At 38.7% G+C, this 20,987-nt stretch carries 13 protein-coding genes; all 13 read right to left on the minus strand.

What is annotated here, in order from left to right:
- Positions 1-261: 261 nt before the first annotated feature.
- The 13 genes from AAHB12_RS04320 to AAHB12_RS04380 all read right to left on the minus strand — a co-directional run bounded on the left by AAHB12_RS04320 (position 262) and on the right by AAHB12_RS04380 (position 20,987).
- Positions 262-4,542: a glycoside hydrolase family 66 protein gene (locus AAHB12_RS04320; protein WP_342044424.1), complete on the minus strand. Its 4,281-nt coding sequence runs from the start codon at positions 4,540-4,542 to the stop codon at positions 262-264.
- Positions 4,543-4,725: 183 nt separating this feature from the next.
- The gene (locus tag AAHB12_RS04325) at positions 4,726-4,899 is read right to left on the minus strand and encodes an aspartyl-phosphate phosphatase Spo0E family protein (protein WP_129728811.1); all 174 of its coding nucleotides are present in this window, start codon (positions 4,897-4,899) and stop codon (positions 4,726-4,728) included.
- Between the two features lie 498 nt (positions 4,900-5,397).
- The gene (locus AAHB12_RS04330; protein ID WP_342044425.1) at positions 5,398-5,622 is read right to left on the minus strand and encodes a hypothetical protein; all 225 of its coding nucleotides are present in this window, start codon (positions 5,620-5,622) and stop codon (positions 5,398-5,400) included.
- Between the two features lie 459 nt (positions 5,623-6,081).
- Positions 6,082-7,359, minus strand: a complete 1,278-nt coding sequence (locus tag AAHB12_RS04335) for an extracellular solute-binding protein (protein WP_342044426.1) — start codon at positions 7,357-7,359, stop codon at positions 6,082-6,084.
- A 58-nt stretch (positions 7,360-7,417) separates the two neighbouring features.
- Complete coding sequence (locus AAHB12_RS04340; protein ID WP_342044427.1) at positions 7,418-8,953, minus strand: response regulator transcription factor; 1,536 nt, start codon at positions 8,951-8,953, stop codon at positions 7,418-7,420.
- Positions 8,946-10,739 (minus strand): cache domain-containing sensor histidine kinase, encoded by a 1,794-nt coding sequence (locus tag AAHB12_RS04345; protein WP_342044428.1) that lies wholly within the window; start codon positions 10,737-10,739, stop codon positions 8,946-8,948. The genes AAHB12_RS04340 and AAHB12_RS04345 overlap by 8 nt, the downstream gene beginning before the upstream one ends.
- 101 nt (positions 10,740-10,840) lie before the next feature.
- Positions 10,841-11,797, minus strand: a complete 957-nt coding sequence (locus AAHB12_RS04350) for a sugar ABC transporter substrate-binding protein (protein WP_342044429.1) — start codon at positions 11,795-11,797, stop codon at positions 10,841-10,843.
- A gap of 283 nt (positions 11,798-12,080) precedes the next feature.
- Positions 12,081-12,788 (minus strand): DUF624 domain-containing protein, encoded by a 708-nt coding sequence (locus AAHB12_RS04355; RefSeq protein ID WP_342044430.1) that lies wholly within the window; start codon positions 12,786-12,788, stop codon positions 12,081-12,083.
- Positions 12,789-12,822: 34 nt separating this feature from the next.
- Entirely contained in the window at positions 12,823-13,755 is a 933-nt protein-coding gene (locus AAHB12_RS04360) for a carbohydrate ABC transporter permease (RefSeq protein WP_342044431.1), read from the minus strand.
- 15 nt (positions 13,756-13,770) lie between these two features.
- Positions 13,771-14,661 carry an ABC transporter permease gene (locus AAHB12_RS04365; RefSeq protein ID WP_342044432.1) on the minus strand — a complete coding sequence of 297 codons (891 nt, stop codon included), beginning with the start codon at positions 14,659-14,661 and terminating at the stop codon, positions 13,771-13,773.
- 69 nt (positions 14,662-14,730) lie between these two features.
- Positions 14,731-16,386, minus strand: a complete 1,656-nt coding sequence (locus AAHB12_RS04370; protein WP_342044433.1) for an extracellular solute-binding protein — start codon at positions 16,384-16,386, stop codon at positions 14,731-14,733.
- Between the two features lie 58 nt (positions 16,387-16,444).
- Positions 16,445-18,070: a glycoside hydrolase family 13 protein gene (locus tag AAHB12_RS04375; RefSeq protein ID WP_342044484.1), complete on the minus strand. Its 1,626-nt coding sequence runs from the start codon at positions 18,068-18,070 to the stop codon at positions 16,445-16,447.
- 925 nt (positions 18,071-18,995) lie between these two features.
- Positions 18,996-20,987, minus strand: a complete 1,992-nt coding sequence (locus tag AAHB12_RS04380; RefSeq protein ID WP_342044434.1) for a beta-galactosidase — start codon at positions 20,985-20,987, stop codon at positions 18,996-18,998.

Genomic DNA, 20,987 nt, shown 5'->3' on the forward strand with positions numbered 1-20,987 from the left:
TATTCCTCCAGTCAATTGATACCTCCTCTTATTATAGCAAATATTCATTGTAATATTGCATAGGTTGCATAAAGAAAACTTGCAGATTGGCGAGCTCTGCTCCCCAGCGAAGACAGCGGCGTAGCCCTACTTATACTGTATTCCTGAAATTTTCGACTACGTCAAATTCACCTCTAGCTGGAAATTTATACTTTCTTACAGTGCAAGGTCCTCTCCGTAAAATCACAGGGAGCTCGCCAATAGTCTAATCCATCTTAGGACTTACCATTTTATTTTAGAAACTTTATTGCCTTGCAGCCCATCACGATCAATTATAAGCATTTCCCAATATTCTAAACTAGGAAGCGTGATGACTACATCTGTATTGTCCCACTTGTATGGAATTTCTCTTAACTCTCCATTGTCATGATCAGGGCTTGCTGTATAAACCTTCAGATTAGGTAATTCCTGTGCATTCTTTCCTACTGGATATCTTACAGTTAATTCTGGATATTTCATTGGCTTAGCTGCTGCATTTCTCCAGTTTGCATCATTATTAAGTAGATTGATGAGATGAATTGCATCGTAACCTGCAAGTCCATTCCTATTTTTGTAGCTTCGCGTGATTGACCAAATTGTGTTGCTTGCTCCATCTTTACTTACTTGCAGTGGTAGTCCATTGTTCGTTACTGTAACAGCTTGATCTACTTTCTTGCTGTCAAACAGGATGTTTTCATAGGCCGCAAAGAACTTATAGTAATCTTTCATTGACTCTTTAAGAGAGCTCGTCATTTTTTTACTGCGATTTGGGTAATATTCATGAGCTAGCATGTTAGGGCCTTCTTCGAACTTTTCTGCTGTACCAATTTCAATATGAGTAGCACCCATGGCTGCTAAGCCTGCATCCATTAAGCGTACAGACGGCTCATCAAACAATCCGACTGTCATCCGGCGCAATTGAATGGTTCCTTTTTGGCCTGCCTCCTGCTTCAATGTTACTTTATGTTTTCCGGCTATTAAATTTGGCAGTACAATGTAGCCATCTTCGCTGTAAGAATCCACATTTCCTGTACTTTTAAATGTAACAACATACGGATTTCCTTTATCATCTAATACAGGTTTTCCATCAATGTAAATAGTACGAGCTGTATCCGTTCCTGCATTAGAGTATGTGAAGATAAAGCTAGTCTCTCCCTTTTCCGCTACATTTACATCAAAGCCTACTTCGTCTCCTATATGACCAAAATTTATTAATGTACCTTTAGAGATGTGCATTGGCGGAAGGACAGTTGCCGATTCAGCATGGTATTTTTTACTTCCTAATTGTAGATAATCAAGCTTCACCCCATCATCATCAACGTTTTCGACTTTAATGGATATTTTGTTTTTCCCTTGTTGTAAAGGAACTCCAGCCATTGTAGTGTCTTTCCACTCGTTGCTATAAGGGAAGCCAATGCTTTCGATTTTCTTCTCATTTACATACACAGCGCGATTGGCGGTTCGATGCGAGCCGGAGTCATTATTGTATCTCCATATCAAGTCATAGTTTCCTGCTTGCGGAGCATCAACTTCAAATGTTAAGAAATCTCCTTCGTCTTTAAAGTCATACACATGACCTACAGTCGTTGTGATTCCATGACCTTCAGGGGCAAATGCAGCTTCTTCGACTTGATATTCTTCATCACCAACAAGCAAGCTATCTAAATTGATATACTCGCCATTCGAAGCTAGTTCAAATACAACTTCATGCTGACCAGCAGGTACGGTTGCTTTGATTGACTTTTCGACCATCGCACCATCCCAACCACCTGGTGTACTTGCAAATATATTTTCAGAAACTGTTTTTCCATCCACATATGCGTTGTTTGCCGGAATTAACTTTCCATCCACATAAATGTTTACTTTTGGATTATTACCGGATCTGTATTTAAATCGAAGTGTATCCGTCTCTTTTTGATTATTAACAGTGAAAATAACGCGTTGCCCTGCATTTCCAAAATTATTTGTATAACCAGGGGCTATTGTAACTTGGCTTGTTTTTGTTACTACTGGACTCCATCCTACCTCTGTTTGCTCGGCTTTTCTCACTGTGCTGTCCACTTCAAATTTATCTAGTTCTATTCCTGTTGCAGCTGTTTCATCTTCCATCTTTACTTGAATCTCATTTTTCCCTTGATACAGATAGATTTGTGCCTTTGCTTTGCCCCAAGCATCCCCAGTTGTCTGAGGGAGAGTAACCGTTCCAGCTTTTTTACCATTCACAAATAGGCTTCGTTTTGTCTCTTGACCAGTATTTTTATAATAAATGGTAATCGGTGTCTCTTGGGACTGAGCTGAATCGATATTGAAGGATACAAAGTCTCCCTGTTGCTTAAAGTTGATAATTCCATCCTTCGACTTTTCTACTATAGGTTGTTTCGTTGGTTCCCAGCCTATATTTGCCTTTTCGGCTTGGTATCGTGTATCTCCGACTGTCATATAATCGACCTTTGCACCTACATCAGTTGCACCTTCTACTTTTAAGACAACTTTATTTTCTCCTGCTTTTAATGGCACTTCCATATCTTGAGAGTTTTGAAACGTTTCCCAACTGCCTGTAGGACCAAATTTAACCGCATTACTTATGAGTTCACCATTCACGTACAAATGACGATTTACAGCCACTTGTTCTACACTGTATCCGAAGCTAATCGGATAAGATCCATCTTTTTCTACCTTGGTGGTAAACTCGATGAAGTCTCCATCCACTTCAAAGTTATACACATGTCCATATTTATCTACCTTACAACTGATAAGTTCAGCATCTTCAGCCTCATATTCTTTTTCAAATGAGTCTTTTTGAAGGACTAAGCTATCTACGTTTAACCATAAATCATTCGTATTTAATTGAAGCTTAATTTCATTTTTCCCTTTTACCAACTCTACTGATACAGTTTTTACTGCAACAGGATTTCCCCATCCTGTCTTTTCATCAAAAGGTATCGTATTCACTGCGACTTGATTATTAACTGTTAATTTTCCTTCAGGGCTACTTTGATTATTGTGTCCATATTTAAGAGAAACATTGTATGTTCCAGCCTCAGGTGCATCAACTGTCCAGATAATTTGATCTTCATCTTGCTTGCCAAAGTCCCCTACCCATCCAGAAACCTTTTGGATGCTTGAGGCAGACTGTTCTAATCTGGGAACGTCTTTCACATCTGCAACCTCGTAGTGGTCTCCAGTAGCCTGCTTGTAATTCATATAACCAGCAATTACAACTGCTTTTCCGCCATTTGTCGCCCGAGTTTCTTCTACGACTTTTAGTAGATCGCGATAATTGTCTTTGTCCTGCCAAATTTCACTATAGTCGAAATCTGTTTTCGTAGATGGAACAGGGACATCCCTATATCCTTCATTTCCTCCAACCATATTAAAGGTCACAAAGCTTTTCTTATCATCATTGTTTACTAAGGAATCTTTTACAGAATTGATTAGAGAATCATAGTCCTTAGAAAAATAACGTTTCTCCCCATTGTAATCGTATAAGTAATCATTATCATGCGCGCCCCATTGATCTAAATGAATTCCGTCAAAGCCAAATTCATTTACACTTCTAACGAACTCTTTATTAATATAAGCTTGCCATTCTAGATTACCTGGATCCTGAAGATACAGCCCTGTATTCACCCAGTCAAAGAAAAATCCTTCCTGGTCGACGGGTTTAGGATTTGGGAATTGGGCATTCTTTCGATACAGTCCCCATTCTTTTTTCACTCCAAAATCCTCATAGTTTTCTCTAGCCGCGTAGTTCATTTGGTAGGCCATTGCTGCTGCATTATATTTCTGAGCGGCCTGAACTTGTTGTTTTACTGCTAATGGGTAGAGTTTTCTCCCCAATAAGTCTGAATACGATGTGGCTGAGGTAATGTTTTCTGTAATGAAATTTCCGTCTTTATCTAGAATCGGTTTTCCCTTGTCATCTGTTTTGGAATAAACAGACACATCATGGCGCCACATCCAGTCGTAAAACTGAAAGCTGTTTAAATAGTATTCTTGCGTAAGTTGCTTCATTTTCTTGTCACTTTCGGCTGCCGACTCTTTCGGGAATTCTGTTGCATATCCATAACGAGGGAAGCGTGTCCAGTTGCTTGAGACATCAATAGCCGCAGTTAAGGTTTGATTGGAACCTTCAATGGATGCCTTTACAAGATACCCGCTAAAGTCTGTGGAAGGAGGAGTCCACTTGATTTCCAGCCCTTTTAGATCCTTCTTGACTTGGATAGTTTTCTTTCCTTCCGCTACCTTCTCGTTTAAATGGTAGACTTCCAAATTCAGGGTCCCTTTCCATTCATGTGATGAGTCAAAAAGCAACGACATGGTCACCTCTTCACCTGGATTATAGCGTGCTTTGTCTACTAAAAGTGCTTGAATTGGTTCAGTAGGCAGCAGTTTTCTAGCTGCTTGGGTTGATTCGGCAGGTGCCTCCTGTGTTTGAGCGTTTGTGACCGGTGCCGATAAAGCAAAGTTCAAAGCCGCTAACCCAATAAGAGATGCCTTTCGCTTATGTTTAAAAAACTTCATGCTTTTCCTCCTTTAAATCGTTTTATTTTTGTTTTTAAATAAATTATATGTTTAATATTTACTAGCCTGTTGTAACGCTATCAAATATTAACAACTTGGTTAGGTGTGTAAAGCTCTGGCAAGCTATCATCAGGGATACTTACAGGCTCAGCCAGGTTGCTAGACTTAATAATGAAACATTTGTTAAGAACTGATTGCATGCACTATCCTTTGCAACATTACAATTTTCTTATCTAATTGCTGGCTCATCTTTATTACATCAGGATTAGAGAACCCTTTTTTCTTTACCAATTCATATAGGTCTAAGCGATGATTATCTATACTTTTACTTAAATCTAGTGCTTTCCTTAAAATCATTATTGTTCTTTCCTTTCTACCATTTTCAAAGATTTTATAGCCTCTCTACGTAAATGCTTTCTAGAATTCCTAAATTAAACTTTAAGAATCTGGTACATGACTATTTTCTTATAAAATCAACCATTTTGTAACCGTTATCATTTTGGTGAAGGTGTCTTATTTTGTGATGTTTTTAAATAGAAAAAATTAAAAGTTGAAAAAGGTTTTTTTTTACAAAGGATAGAGGAATATAAAACACTTTTTAAGAGGATAATTCTCCCTTTTAGAAATGCAGCATAAGTATCACTTATCTAAATTTCTCTTCAATTACTAAGGAAGAAAGCAGCTTTTTATGCTTGTACAGCTTCTATGTATAAAGAAAACTCGCCGATTGGCGAGCCGTTAGGAGAAGACGGAGGCGTAGTTGCACTTACACTGTATACAACATTTCCGACTGCGTCGAATCACTTCTAGCTGGCAATTTATACTTTCCTGCATTGCAAAGAAAAAAGGGAGCCCTTAAGCCCCCTGTGGATGTGTATCTAATTCGTATAGGTAAAAATTGATGATTCTGCAAAGTTCGACTAACTTATCCTGCCTGCTTACACAGACAAATAACCCGTTTTTAAATTCAATCTCACCCGTTCCCAAGTAGAAGATACCATTTTTGTAATACGCATCAATCCCAGCAATTCGTTTTAAATCGTATAGTACGAGTGGAATTTTACTTGTATGAATACCCATAATTGTATCTCCTTTTCTAAATGTTCTACTCCTATGATAACGCTTACAACCAACTTCTGTAAATATCTAAATAGTTGGTTTTTAATCAGATTTCATCCCTACTTTAGCATTCTCTTTTCAAGTTGACCCGCTTCTTAAGAATCCTGAGTTTCATTATCGTTTATTTCAATGAAGAAAACTCGCCGATTGGCGAACCCTGCCTTTGGGCGAAGACAGAGGCGTAGCCCTACTTATCCTGCATTTCTAAAATTTCTCACTACGTCGAATGGTCTCTCAGCTAGAAATTTCTTTCTTAAAGTGTAAGAAAGCGTAAACTATGAATGATATAGTCTACGCTCCTTTGGTATAATTTATTCATCTATTAACGGGCATTAACCCCATTTTGATAGTGAGATTGCTATCATTCCTAAACAGACACACCTTTTTTCTACCCTTTTTTCTACCCTTTTTTCTCCATATTTATCTTCCTTCATCTTCTACAAGTAATTGATCAATTTCTTTCGCTGCCGCTGTTAGACCCTCTGCAACTCCAATATGTCCAGAAAACATCAGTCGAAAATAGTTGGTATACACTTGCTCTATCTCGTCCCATTTTGCCACTGGGGGACGCAAGAAAGCATTATTTACTCCATCGATATACGCCTGATAGTAGGGATAATCTCTAATAAATTTTTTAAAATCTATCTCCTTATTTATTGGAATTAATCCTGCCTTCAACATAAGTTCTTGGGGTTCTTTACTCACCATCCATTTCACAAATTGCCAAGCAGCTGATGGATGTTGTGATCCTTTCATAATCACGAGGTTTTCCCCTCCCAACACTGATCCTTGTCCATTTGTAACCGGGAACGGAGCAGCGACGGTCGTATTAACAATCTTTTTTACTTTCTCAGGTGATTGAATACTATAAAACCAAGGCCCTTCATCAATCATAAAGCTGTCCCCATTTATGATGCCATTCCACCTATCTGTGTTAATAGTTAAACGCCCTTTTGTTGAAGTTGAGTTTTTATACAGTTTGAGTAATTTCTCCACTGCATGAATACTTTCTTGACTATTTAAATAGCCTGTTGCCTTTGTATAGGTACGATCCAGCAATTTTCCACCGAATGCATAAAAATAAGGCAAGCTTTCCCACGCATTAAGTCCTGCCATACTGATTGCAGCGTTATGATTCACGACAATATCCAATACCTGATCCATTGTGTTAGGCGGCTTCGTATAACCGGCTCTCTGAAGTAGTTCCTTATTGTAAATCGCAATCTTTGTATTCGTATCAAGTGGCAATCCATAGTATTTACCGTTAAAATAATTCGACTGTAATGGTCCATTTAATAAAGATGACTTGATTTGATCAAAACCAGCAAAATCACTAATAGGGTAAAGCAGCCCTAACTTATTGAAGTATGGGAGCCATACTATATCCATTCGTACTACGTCAGGCGGTTCTTTGGCAGAGGCTCTTGCTACAAGTGCAGATTTTAGTTGTTTAGTGTAGGATTGACGGACTGGCTTCACATCAATCATTGGATATTCTTTTTCAAACAAAGGAATAATCTCGTTTTCAAATATTCTTGTTTCCTCTTCACTGTATGTGTGCCAAACAACAATCTCTTGCTTTTCTTGTAGAGGAACTTGGATATCATCATGTTTATCTAAAATAGACTGATTATTACAAGCTGCAGTAAAAACAATACCGATTAAGCTAATAATCAGTAGCCATCTGTTCATCATCATCCAAGCCCTCTCTTCCGGTTTCCTTGTCTCCATGTTGAAGTTTGCTAATTCTTAGTGATTAATTTCGCTGTGTAGTACGAAAATCAGCTGGTGATATGCCTGTTAACTTTTTAAATAACTTGCTAAAATATTTTACATCTTTAAACCCTGATTGATCAGCGACTTCATACACCTTTAAAGATGTGTTCCGCAACAATTCTTTTGCCTTTTTAATTCGGAGATCGATAACATAATCAATAAAATTTTGACCAATGTGCCGCTTAAATAACACACTAAAATAATTACGGCTCATATGAATATGGCCAGCCACCGTTTGCAGTGTGAGCTCTTCTGTATAATGCTTATGAATATATTCCAATGCCTTTGTTATAACTTGATTCTCCCCCTGGGAGAACGTTTGGTTTTGTGGAATTAAGTAATCATATTCAGCAATTTGTTGAAAAAGGATTTGTTGTAGCTGTACAAGCGTTTCAGCTTTTTTTAACTGCTCACATTTTTCAAATAATAGCTCCCATTTTAATTGCTTTAGAAATAGATGACTTACTATTTCACAAGCCTCTTTTTTTATTTCAGACGGTTCAAGCCGTCCTAGTTCCCATTCTTTACATCGGTTTTGTAAGAACGCCGTCAGCCTTCGTTCATCATAAGGCAACAAAAACTGATGAAACTCATCTAGTCTTAAAGGGATTGCATTTTCTTTGGGAAATGATTGGTAACGAAAAATATGCTGGCATTCATAAAAAAAGTGTTGATTGCAAGCTACGCGGCTTTTTTCAACGCCTTCTTTCACAACAGATACATCACTAATCACCTCATATCCAAAGGAAAAACTTAAATTTGTTTCTTGTTCAATTTCTGTTTTCAACGTTTCAAGTACTTTATAGGGCTCCGCATTTATCTGCATCAGAAACAGCATTTCAGTTTCGGCTACTGGAAAACAAATACCCTGATTAACATTTTCATAGAAGAGGTCCTGTATATCTTCTAAAATCATGGTTTGAAACAAGAAACCAAACTGCTCTTCTATCTCCTCCGCACGGTTCAAACGCATTGTAATGATGAGTAAGGACCCTTGCAGCCAAGCAAACTGCTCTTGGAAATTAATCGGTTCTAAGTCTTGTAAAATAACGCGCTTCATGATTTGTTCCAAGCTTTTCTGTTCCTTCAAAAAAGCTGCTTGATTGATTAGCTGCAATTTCTCCTCTACGGTTTGCTCTTCTTCGATCAGCTTCACACATTTACGAATAAGTCCGCTAAATTCTTCCGGCTCTAAAGTCGGCTTTAGCACATAATCGACAGCACCAAGCTTCAAGCCCTCTCGTACATATTCAAAATCAGTATAACTGCTTACTAGAACTACCTTTAGAGTTGGAAATCGTTCTAACGCCTTTTTTGTTAGGGCAAGGCCATCCATGACCGGCATTTTGATATCAGTAATCAAAATATCGATCTTGTGCTGCTCCATTACTTTGAGGGCTTCTTCTCCATTCGGAAAATCCCCCAATAAGCAGAGCCCTTCTTGGTCCCAGTTCACAGAAGCCTTTAGCCCAAACCGAATAACTGGCTCATCGTCTACAATTATTACGTTATACACGATTCTCACCTCTATTTTTGTTAATTAAAACAATTGTAACTGTTGTTCCGTTAGAATCACTTTCGATGGTAACACTCGATGCTAATGCAAAATAAAGTCTAACTGAGTCATATACATGTCTTAAACCAATTCCGATAAATGAATTCATCTTATCTGCCTTATGATTCAGTTGGTTTAATATATCCTGTTTAAAGCCGACTCCATTATCCTTAATTTCAATCTTCACACCATCTTCTACACGGCTGCCCTTAATGCAAAGCGTTCCCTCTGTTCCTTTTGGGACTAAGCCATGAAACACTGCATTTTCAACAATTGGCTGCAGCAGCATCCGAGGAATGAGAAGGTCCTCCACTGTAGGTTCAATCTCCAGTTCTAAATGAAACGTTTGGTCATACCGAATTTGCAAAATAGCTAGAAACTTTTCAATAATATCTAATTCTTCCTTGACCGTAATGAACGTTCCTGTTTTCCCCATGCTCGCTTCTAATAACCGAATTAATGCCGATAACGCAGTATTAGCCCGATCGGTTTGTTTGAAATTTACTAACCAGCGAATTGTACTTAATGTATTAAAGAGGAAATGCGGATTAATACGATGTTTAACCGCCCGCAATTCAGCCTCTGTCTTTTGACTTTGTTCTTCTTTTACTTGTTCCATGAGCTGCTCGATTTGATGAATCATTTGATTAAATTGCCTGCTCATTAAACCGATCTCATCATTGGAATGAATATGAGTTTGGACTTGGAAGTTTCCTTGTCCAACAAGCCTCATCTGCTCGGTTAATACCTTTATCGGTTTTGTCACTCTATTTACTGCGAATACTCCTATTACAATCGCTACCATGGTAAATACAATGGATGCAAAAATTGTAATACGTTGAATGTTTGTTAATTTACCAGTAATTTCCTTGATAGGAACGGTTCCAATAAGTGTCCATCCGTTCACAAGAGGCTGCTTCACCCCATAATAGGTAGTATTTTTTTCCTGAAATTCAAACTCATAGGCAGTATCATCGACAATATGCTTATATAAGTCATGGTTTTCAACGGTTTTATTAATATGTTCCATATTGGCATCAATCATGATTTGTCCATGTTTATTTACAACGAAAAAGTGCCCTGTTTTTCCAAGCTTCAATTGGTCAATTTTGTTTAAAATCGCTTTTCCATCTAAGAGCACTTGTATATAAGCGATAGTTTTCATATTACTGAAATCTTTCATCACACGTGTTACCGGAAGAACAAGCTCTGTATTCTCACCGGCTCCACTAAAAAGATCATATTGTAATCCTTGCCAAGCTAACGCACCGTCTGCTTGTACCGCTCTCTGTATCCAATTCTGCTCTTGCAGGTTGTATCTTGCCAATTTCACGGGAGAAAACGTCCCGCTTCCCCAGCTTGTTCCTTCATCTTTTAATACATATATAACCCGAACGAATGAACTCGAATAAATTTGTGAATTTAAAAAGGAAGTCATTTCTTCATTATTTTTATCTTTTACAGTTGAAGAAGTCCCATCCTCATTGTCCATTTTTACGATTTCTTGCAGTTTTTCATTACTGTAAATAAGGTCCGACATATCATTGCCCACAGACAAAATAAATGAAAGGGAATCCGCTGCTTGGCGAGCGATTTGTATCGAAGACTCTCGAACGTTTTCTTTAACGATGTTAGAGGACGAAATAAAAAAGAAAACACTGATAAGGGTTGTGGGAATCAGGATACCGATAAAAATAGCAATGACAACCTTAGTAGAAAATCGATTTTGCAACAATCTTTTAGACATCTTTTGATCCTTTCTTTAGCTACAATCACTGTTTTCCATATTACTCCAGCCCCTCAATTCATTCAAGTGTTCTAAAGCTTTTCATAATTAATGGCGAGACTTCACTTCAACAATTCTTTCAGAAAATCCAGTTTCTGCCTCACATTATCATTGGTGATAAGATCTACACCAGTATCAATATTTTTTCTAACTTCTTCTCCCTTTATTACTTTCAATGCAGTTTCAACACTTATATAACCCATATCATAAGGATTTTGTGCTACTGTACCAGTTAACGTCCCATCCTCAATTAACTCAACCATTTTGATAATCCCATCTGCTCCTATGACAGGCATTTTATTTCCTTGCTTCTTAATTGCATCTAAAGCATTTAGTGCCATAATGTCAGTTGTAGCAAAGACACCTTTCACATCAGGATGCTCCTCTAAAATCGTTGCCATAGCTTTTCTAGCCGGCAAAGCCTCGTTTGGCAAATCTATTTTTCGGGCTACAATTTTGATTCCTGCATCCTTTAAGCTAGATGTAGCTCCTTTTATCCGGTCACCCGAAACTGGACTGATTACCTCCCCAGCAATAAGGGCCACTTCATCTCCAGGCTGCAGTCCTGAAGCTAATAGTTCACCTGCTTTTCTCCCTAATTCAAAGTTATCGGTACCAATATAAGCAGTCTTATGTTCAAGGGGAATATCTGTATCCACCAGTAATACCGGAATCTTATGCTCGATAAATTTTTGTAAGATTGACTTGACCGCAGCTGATTGTAATGGAGAAACAACTAATACATCAGGATGTTCTTTAAGAACATTTTTTAACACATACTCTTGTACATCTTTTTTTGATTTGAAACTGGGTGCAACAACTCTACCATCTATATCAAACTCTCGAAACCCCTTTTCTGCTCCTGCCTTCACAATATTCCAATACTGCGAGTCTAAATCTTGTAAAACAACGGCGACTTTAGGCCTATTGTCTGTTCCATAGAACTTGACTATACATCCTATTACAGTGGCTAGAAACAACGAGATAATCAATAGGATACACAACTTCTTTTTTATCATTTATCTCCCTCCTAGCAGGGGTCTCATCAAGGCTTTGCAATTCTACACCGTTAAGGACTAGCATATTCCCTCATAATAATTACTTATAAGTTCAATTTATTACTTCGACTTGATTCACTAGACAACCAATCACTTCGTACTCAAAAGGTTCTTTATTAGGGACTTGTACATCGGACAAATTCAAATCATATCCCTGTCAAGTAGACAGCACTAAATATGCAATTACCGAGATCCAATATTCTATTGAGGCTCGGCAACTGCGTCTTTTGTGGTGCATGTTCTATTAAGAACGATTTGCATTAAGGTTATGAACTGGTTGTCTTTTTTTGATTTCAACGCCCATACTCTTTTGATAAAAATAGGTCACAATGAGGGCGGCCAATCCTGGGAAAATAAAGATTAGTAAAGGCGAAAATGCCACCCATAAGATATAAGTTGTGATCATAAGCGCCAAAATCACGAGGATGGCATTCAAAGGATGCATTAATAATAGAAATATCGTATTGATCAAGTACGCCTTCAAAGGCAGCTCCTGATCCACAAGAAAACTATAGACAAACAAGAAGAAAAACGGTGTGACGATAAGCAGTGTATAAAAGACTATCATTAATAGTAACGACATCCCCGCATAATACTGTAGTGCAAAGTAAAAAACAACTACTATCATAGCATTGAGACAGCCCAAGATCATACTTTTTCTATACTCTCTTTTATAAGACTTCCAGAATACTTGAAGAAATGGGAAAGCGTCGTCATCCTTCATGAACCTTCTTGCAATTGCCAAGGTAGCTACCGTTGCCGGAATTGCGACAAACGGTAATAGGACCATCCCAATGATGAATATCGTTTGTACGCTGACTACATCTGGCGCTGCCAACAGATTCATGCCTAAGAAAGCATAGGGCACATTAAACAGCCACCAAATCCCTGTCAATTTTAAAATTATATAGAGCCGCTTAGTCAAATGATCACTAAATGTAAACCAGTTCATGTTGTATTTCCCCTTAATAAAATAGTCCTCGTCCCTATTCTTTAACAGATCCGATTACTAACCCGCTTGTAAAATATTTTTGTAAAAACGGATAGATTAATAGCACTGGAATAGTAGAGACTACAATCTTAGCTGCATTCAATGTTTGATTTGAAATGGAAGCCACTGCTTTTAATTGGGACACATCTGTAATTTTAGTAACGTCAATGTTCAATTGTTGAATATACGTTTGCAGCGGATAGTTAGCGGCTTTGTTTATATAAAGCAAACCGCTAAAATAATCATTCCAATGCCCTACAATGGCAAACAGTGAAATGGTTGCCATTGCCGGAAGTGAAATCGGCAGATAAACCTTGAGCAAAACATTTAATTTTGTCGCCCCATCCATAATAGCAGCTTCTTCCAACGAACTTGGAATGCTCTTGAAAAAGTTCATTAACAAAATCACATTAAAGATTGGTACTGCTCCTGGTAAAATAAGCGCCCAGATAGTATCAAGCAAGCCTAAGTTCTTCACAACTAAGAACGTGGGGATCATCCCACCGGAAAAGAGCATTGCAAAAATCAAAAGATTCATATAAATATTGCGTGCGCCAAATTCCCGTTTATGTTTAGACAATGGATAAGCCATCAGAATCGTTAACATCATGTTCAAAGCGGTCCCTAACACAACTCTTTCCACAGAAACCAGAAATGAACGCCAAAACTGTGCATCTCCTAACAACACCGCATAAGCATTTACATTAAAATTAACGGGCAGCAATCCAACCTCATTCGCTTGAGCTGCAACTCTATCACTAAAAGAGATAGACACCATATTAAGTAATGGCAACACACATAGGATTGTCATTAGCAATATTACAGCCCAGATACATACATCAGCAAACCGGCTCCCAAATGATTTTGGTTTCCTCGAACTTCTCTCCCATGCAATAGCAAACGGGCTTCTAACTATTTTTGATTTCATCAACTTTCTCTCCTTTTAAAAAATCCGCATGTTTGCAAGTTTCTTAGATAATTCGTTAGCTGATAAAATGAGTACACAACTTACTACGGATTTCAATAAGCCAATTGCCGTTGCAAAACTATACTGTTGTCCGATCAGACCTACACGATACACATACGTATCAATCACATCCGCAGTCTCATACACAATTGGGTTATATAAAGCAAAGATTTGGTCAAAACCAGCATTCAAAATATTCCCCAAATTGAGTGCTGAAATCAGCATAATGGTTGGCAAAATCCCAGGTAAAGTAACATGCAGCAATTTCTTAAAGCGATTCGCGCCATCGATTGAAGCTGCTTCATATAGCCCAGGATCAATCCCTGTTAATGCGGCTAAGTACACGATAGCACCATATCCAAAACCTTTCCAAACATCTGTTGCTACAATGATTTCTCTAAACCACTCATTGCTCCCTAAGAATAAAATCGGATCATATCCTAGTCCCTGTAAGAAATTATTTACTGGTCCATGATAGTCAAATACGTTAACAAATACCGCTGCCAAGACTGCCCAAGATAAAAAATTAGGCAAGTAGACGATGGTTTGGATGGATTTTTTAGCCCATTTCAGCCGAATCTCATTTAACAATAAGGCAAAGATAATAGGCACGATCGTTCCCGCAATAATCTTACCCACCGCAATAACAACTGTATTCCTTAGTATCTTCATACTATCCGGGATTTCTAGCATGTATTTAAAGTTTTCCAGGCCAACCCATTCAGAGCCTAACATCCCTTTGGCAGGGACATAATCCTGGAACGCCATGACAAGACCAACCATTGGTATAAAACTGAAAATGACTAAAAAAATCATGCCCGGTGCCATCATTAGATGGTACTCCAGCTGCCCTCCACGTTTTTTCATTTCACCCTCTACCTTCTTTCAGAAGTAAATTTTACAAGGGTACAAACTAACATTTGTACCCTTTAGTCATTATTTTTGTTTAATCGCTTCAGCCACTTCTTTAGTAATATCACTACCGCCTGTTTTATTCCATGTATCAACAAACGTGTCGAAGTAATTTAGATCTTTTTGACCAGTCACAATCTTCATGAAGGCTTCATCCTCTAATTTCGTTAAGTTAGCCCATTTCAACTTCATACTTTTTGTTTGACCAAAGAAAACTGGGTTTACTTCATTAATCTTTGTTTCAGCCATCAGCTTGCCAGCTACCATCCTAGACATATAGGCACTCCATTGGTTGGCATCTGCTTTTGCTGGATCTTTTAAATAGCCTTGAATCTTCTCATAGGACGATTGGTCATCAAGCGATAATGCAGCAGGATCTTTTTCGCCATTAACGGCTGCATTAATATTCTTGTACATTTGTGCCGTCGCGTCATTAAAGTTCACCATGAGATTGATTGGTGCGCCACGGTCACCGCCTTCTTTTATGAAATCAACAACCGGCTGGTAATTACGATCTTCGTTCCGTAACTTATCGCTTAATGCGCTTACTACTTTAGGCAGTACTTCCGGATGTTTAAAGTCTTTACGTACAACATAGAATTCAGAGACTGGATTTTGTGTATAAGCCGTGAGTGTACCACTGCCATCTTTAGAGATGATGTATGGCTGCCAATCGATATTTGCATTCTTCTGTTTTGCAGAATTCAATGGATAGTCAGGCGTCCACCAAGGACCAAAGTACGCACCAGCTTGACCGCTTATAATCAAATCTTCAATGCTTTTACGTACAGCGAACTGTGGATCAATCAGACCTTTTTTGTACCAATCTGCTAACTTACCTAACGCTTGCTTTGTTTCATCTGTAGTAGACCCATAAACAACTTTTCCATCTTTTTCAATCCATTGACGTGGGAAAGAATTATAAGTTTGTAGGATATTATCCGCTTGGAACAGTGATCCGTACATCCCGCCAATGCTAGGAGAAAGAGTTAAACCCACCGTATTTCCTTTACCATTACCACCTGGATCTTGTTGGATAAATGCTGTTAAGATCTTTTCCATATCATCAACAGTCTTAGGTGCCTCTAGCCCAAGCTTGTCCATCCAGTCCTTACGCAGCCAAAGCATGGTTGGGATATTGGCATTTTGTGTTGTGGGCAGGGCCATCAGCTTACCATCAAATGTCGCTGCCTCCAATGCGCGTCCGTTGTAAGAATCATACATCGCTTTTATTTGATCAGAAGTGCTTGATTTATAAATATCTGTCAAGTCAGCAATCATGTCATTATCGACCAACTGACGTAATGTTGCTGCATCAACCGCCATAATGTCAGGTAAATCACCTGATGCGACTGCCATAGAAACCTTCTGTTTATAGGCATCCCCATCTTTTGCTTCAAACTTATCTTCACTTTGAATATTTAACGTTTCTTTTAAGTAACGTGTATAAGCATTATCCTCATAGGTTTGGCCTTTAGGTAATTTAGGAATCCCTGGTGTAGCCTTCCCAACGGTATACGTAACGGTTTCTTTATATTTCCCAAAAGGCTTTAATTCTTCTTTTGTTGCTACCGTTTTTGTTTTCGTAGCTGCTGCAGAGTCAGAACCTGATGAACAGCCTGCCAAAACGCCAAATGACATGAGCGAAACAGCGGCTATTGAGAAAATTTTCTTCTTCATGAATGTTTCCTCCTGATTGAATCGGTTGTACTACCCTGTCAAATGATTTTCATTAAAATCATAGTTTCACAGCGAATGCCTCATATGGTTTTAAATCCAATTGATGAAAATCAGCTGCTGATCTTTCATAATTACTAATAATTACATCATCACTTTGTCCTAAATGCGGTAGTTGTAAGGATTCCTTCCCTTCTCCAAAGTTGGCTACAACCGCCCAAGTTTGACCTTCGTAATGACGCAAATACATAAAGACTTGTTCAGGTACATCCGTTACTAGCTCAAAGTCTCCCCAGACCACAATTGGATTTTCTTTTCTTAATTGAATTAATGTTTGATAACAGAAAAAGATCGAATTCGGGTCTTCTAGGTTCGCTTTCACATTAAGCTCATGATAATTTGGATTCACATGCAACCAAGGTGTTCCTGTTGTAAAGCCAGCGTTTTCTGTATCATCCCATTGCATTGGTGTCCGAGCGTTATCGCGCCCTTTAGCGTTGATGGAAGCAATAATTTCTTCTTTTTTATAGCCATTTGCCAAACGCTCGTGGTACATGTTCACACTTTCAATGTCTTCGACCTCACTAATATCGTTGATAGGACAATTGATCATGCCAATTTCTTCCCCTTGATAGATGTAAGGCGTTCCCTTCATCAGGTGCAGTAAAATCGCAAACATTTTTGCACTTTCCGTACGATACGTTGTATCATTCCCCCAACGGGATACAATTCTTGGTAAATCATGATTGTTCCAAAACAGACTATTCCAGCCCTCATCACCTAAAGCTGTTTGCCACTTACTAAGAACTTGTTTTAACTCATTCACATCTAATGGTTTAAGATCCCATTTTTCTTTACCTTGTTGTTGGTCTAGACAAACATGTTCGAATTGAAAGACCATGGATAGCTCATTGCGTTTTGGATCAGAATACAGTTTGGCAATCTTTGGAGTTGCTCCCCACGTTTCTCCTACTGTTAAAACATCATACCTACCAAAGGTTTCCCGGTTCATCTCTTGCAAGTAATTGTGCAATTTCGGCCCATTTCCTGTCACTTCTTCATCTGGAATTTTCCCAATTAAATCAATTACATCCATCCGAAATCCACCAACACCTTTTTCCAACCAAAAATTCATCATATCCCAAACCTCTTGTCTGACTCTTTTATTTTCCCAGTTTAGGTCTGGTTGTTTTTTGCTGAAAAGGTGTAAGTAATATTGACGACTCTCTTCATCATACTCCCAGGCTGAACCACTGAATGTTGATCTCAGAGAATTAGGTACATCGCCGTTTACAGGGTCGCGCCAGATGTAATAATCACGATATGGGTTGTCCTTATTTTTACGGGATTCAATAAACCACTTGTGCTCATCAGATGTGTGATTCACAACTAAATCCATAATGATTTTGATGTTTCGTTGGTCAGCCTGTTTAATCAGCTCATCCATATCATCCATCGTGCCAAATTCCGTCATGATATTTTGATAATCACTAATATCATAGCCATTATCATCATTTGGTGATTGGTACACTGGACTAAGCCAAATCGCTGTAATCCCTAGTTTTTCTAAATAATCTAATCGACGAATAATCCCTTTTAAATCACCGATACCATCGCCGTCGCTGTCTTGAAAGCTGCGTGGATACACCTGATACACCACTGCAGTTTGCCACCATTTCATTTCCATTTTCACTAAATACCCCCTTAATGCCTTTAACAAATCTGAACTTCAGTAAGCGTTTACGTTATTTTCGAAAAAAATGATAAGATTCAGGAATCGATTCACATTTTAACGAAAATATACGCTAGGCAATTTTCAACATCAGGAAACATTTATTCTTATAGAAATGGATTATAGTAATTAACACCTTAGCTAATTCCATTAACCTAATTCCTGTTTCAATGATGTCGTTTACATAACTTATTTTCTTATAAACCAGCTTGGTTTTTAACCGTTTTCATTATGATATAGGTGTCTTATTTTCCTAAGTATTCATAAATTGAGTAAGTAAAAATATAGAAAAAGTGTCTTTTATTCATATAAAAAGAGATATAAAGCACTTTATCCTTAAAATCTCCCAATATACTGCTGAAATTTATAATTTCTTAAAGTACAAAAAAACAGGAGACGTATATCTCCTGTTTTTACATCGGTAAGGTAAAATTGATGCTTCTAGCACCGCAAACTTTAATCTATATACAGTAACAAACGTAGGTACCTTCATCATATACTAGTTATCACTCATACGGCTTATACAGTTAGCAGCAATGACTCATATATAAATTGAAAGCTTTTAAGGAAGTAGAAATAATCAGGAGGAAACATAATGGAGTTATTAATCAGCATACTTGTCCTTTTCTTATTCCCTCTTTTCATGTTTATATGGGTGAAGGCAACTACCAAGGACGATTGTTGTAACAATGGAGTACGGTGCAGGAAACGAAAAGTAAAGAAGTGGGAGATAAAAAAACTAAAGGATTAGTAATATAATTAGCTTATGTTTAGAGTCCGCATGGCTATCTTCTAAATAAGAAAAAAGCAGCCAGTACGGCTCTTCCTGCGAACTGTACTGGTGACAGCTTCGTTTCCTCCCTTCTGCTTATTTTGTACATCATTCCTCATCAAACCTAATGATTCTATATTCATAACTGCCAATTTCTAATTTCCCTGAAAATACTTTGCTTTGTGTCACTAAATCTATTCCGTCCTGAGGGACAGTCACATTTCCTCCGCTTCCGTCCATATTCACAATGACCCAAACTGTATATCCATCTCCTCGTCTGGGTGCAACAATTGTTCCCTTTGTTACGTCGGTGCGGAGCCTAACCCCAGCTTCAACGGTATAGTGATCAAGCAGCTTGATAAGCATCGCATCTCCATCCTCTCCTATAGGCAGAGAGCCAAGCATAACAATTTTCCCTTTGCCATACTGATGCTCCGTTAGAAATGCCTTTCCTGGTGTAAGTCCGCCCTCGATGATTCCAACGGCCTTTGCCTCCTTCGCTTCAAATACCGAGCTCCAGAGCCCTAATGGTGCCGATACATCAAATGCTTTCCCTACTGAGCCCGTACCGTCCATCGGAAACGTGAATAAGGTTTCCACGCCTGCGATATGCTCTAGCTCTCCTAATGCTGCATCAGTGTGAATTGTATGATGCTCTGTTCGCCCCCCGGTTAGAGGACCAATTATCCAGATACCTCCCTTTTCAACAAACGCAGTCGCTCTTGCTATATAGTCGGAAGATACATAATGAAGAAAAGGAGTACATAGCAACTTATAGCCGGCCAAGTCAGCTCCTTCGGGAATTAAATCCCGGTGAATCCCTGTTGCTAGTATTCGCTCATAAAATTCAGTGATCAGCGCTTTATGATCCAGTCCATTATGCGGCTCTGTTTTAAAAAATGCTTTTGCCCGGTCAGAATACGTCATAGCGACTTCAGCCTGACACGGCCTTGAAGCTAAAATAATAGGCTCGATTTCCTTCCTTGCTTGTTCTACTTCCAATACATTGGCATAGCCCACCGCCGGCTTTCCCCACGCACTTATAACAGATCCATGAGGCTGCTCGCAGCCCGTTCGCTGCTGTCTCCATAACCAATAGCAAAAGGCCTCCGCTCCCAGTGCATAGGCAGCTACCGCTTCACTTCTTAAATATCCGTTCGGATGGGGCGTCGCATAGCTTTCTAGCGAGGCGCTAAAGGAATTGCTCGTCTCCATAATCCAAAAGTCTTTTCCCTGTTTGAAATTTCTCCATAAATCGCAATTCAGCAAGTATGAACCAAATTTATCCTGCGGGGCATACGTATCAAATGATGCGAAATCAAGGTTCTGAAAAAGACGTTCATTGTCTACATGAAACATCACACTGCTGTTATGTGTAATTGGTGCATGAGAATATGTCCGGATGATTTCAGCCTGTTCATCTGCAAATTCAGCAATCTTTTCCATCGAGAATAGCTGATACATTGTTTTTAATGAGGAATGATGCAAAAATGGTACTGCTCCCGGCTGCGGTATTTCTGCAAAGCTGCGATAGTGTTCACTCCAAATTTGTGTTCCCCATTCTTCATTTAGCCTCGCAATGGTTCCATAACGCTCCTCTAGCCAAGTATGCCATAAATCTTTACACGTCTCACACATACATTCCGCCACATGGCACTTAAACTCATTATCAAGCTGCCAGCCGATTACTCCCGGTAAGCTTCCGATTGCTTTAGCAAGGTGCTCTGTAATAATTGCGGCTCTTTCCCTAAAGTAGGAGTTGTTTGTGCAAACATGCTGTCTGGAGCCATGTCCCATCACATTTCCAGCTTCATCAACATACATGCGCTCTGGATGTCTATGAGACATCCAAATAGGAGGTGTAGGCGTCGGTGTACACATAACTGTTTCGATACCATTTTCATAGAGTTTAGTAATGATATTTACAAAGAAGCTGCTATCAATCTGTCCCTCCTCCGGCTCTAGCGTTGACCAAGCGAACTCTCCCATTCTTACAACGTTAATGCCGGCCTCTTTCATAAATTGAATATCCTGTTCTATGACTCCTCCATCCCACAGCTCAGGATAAAAAGCAGCTCCATGATATAACCTTTTGTTCAT

This window comes from Bacillus sp. OTU530, from assembly GCF_038440375.1.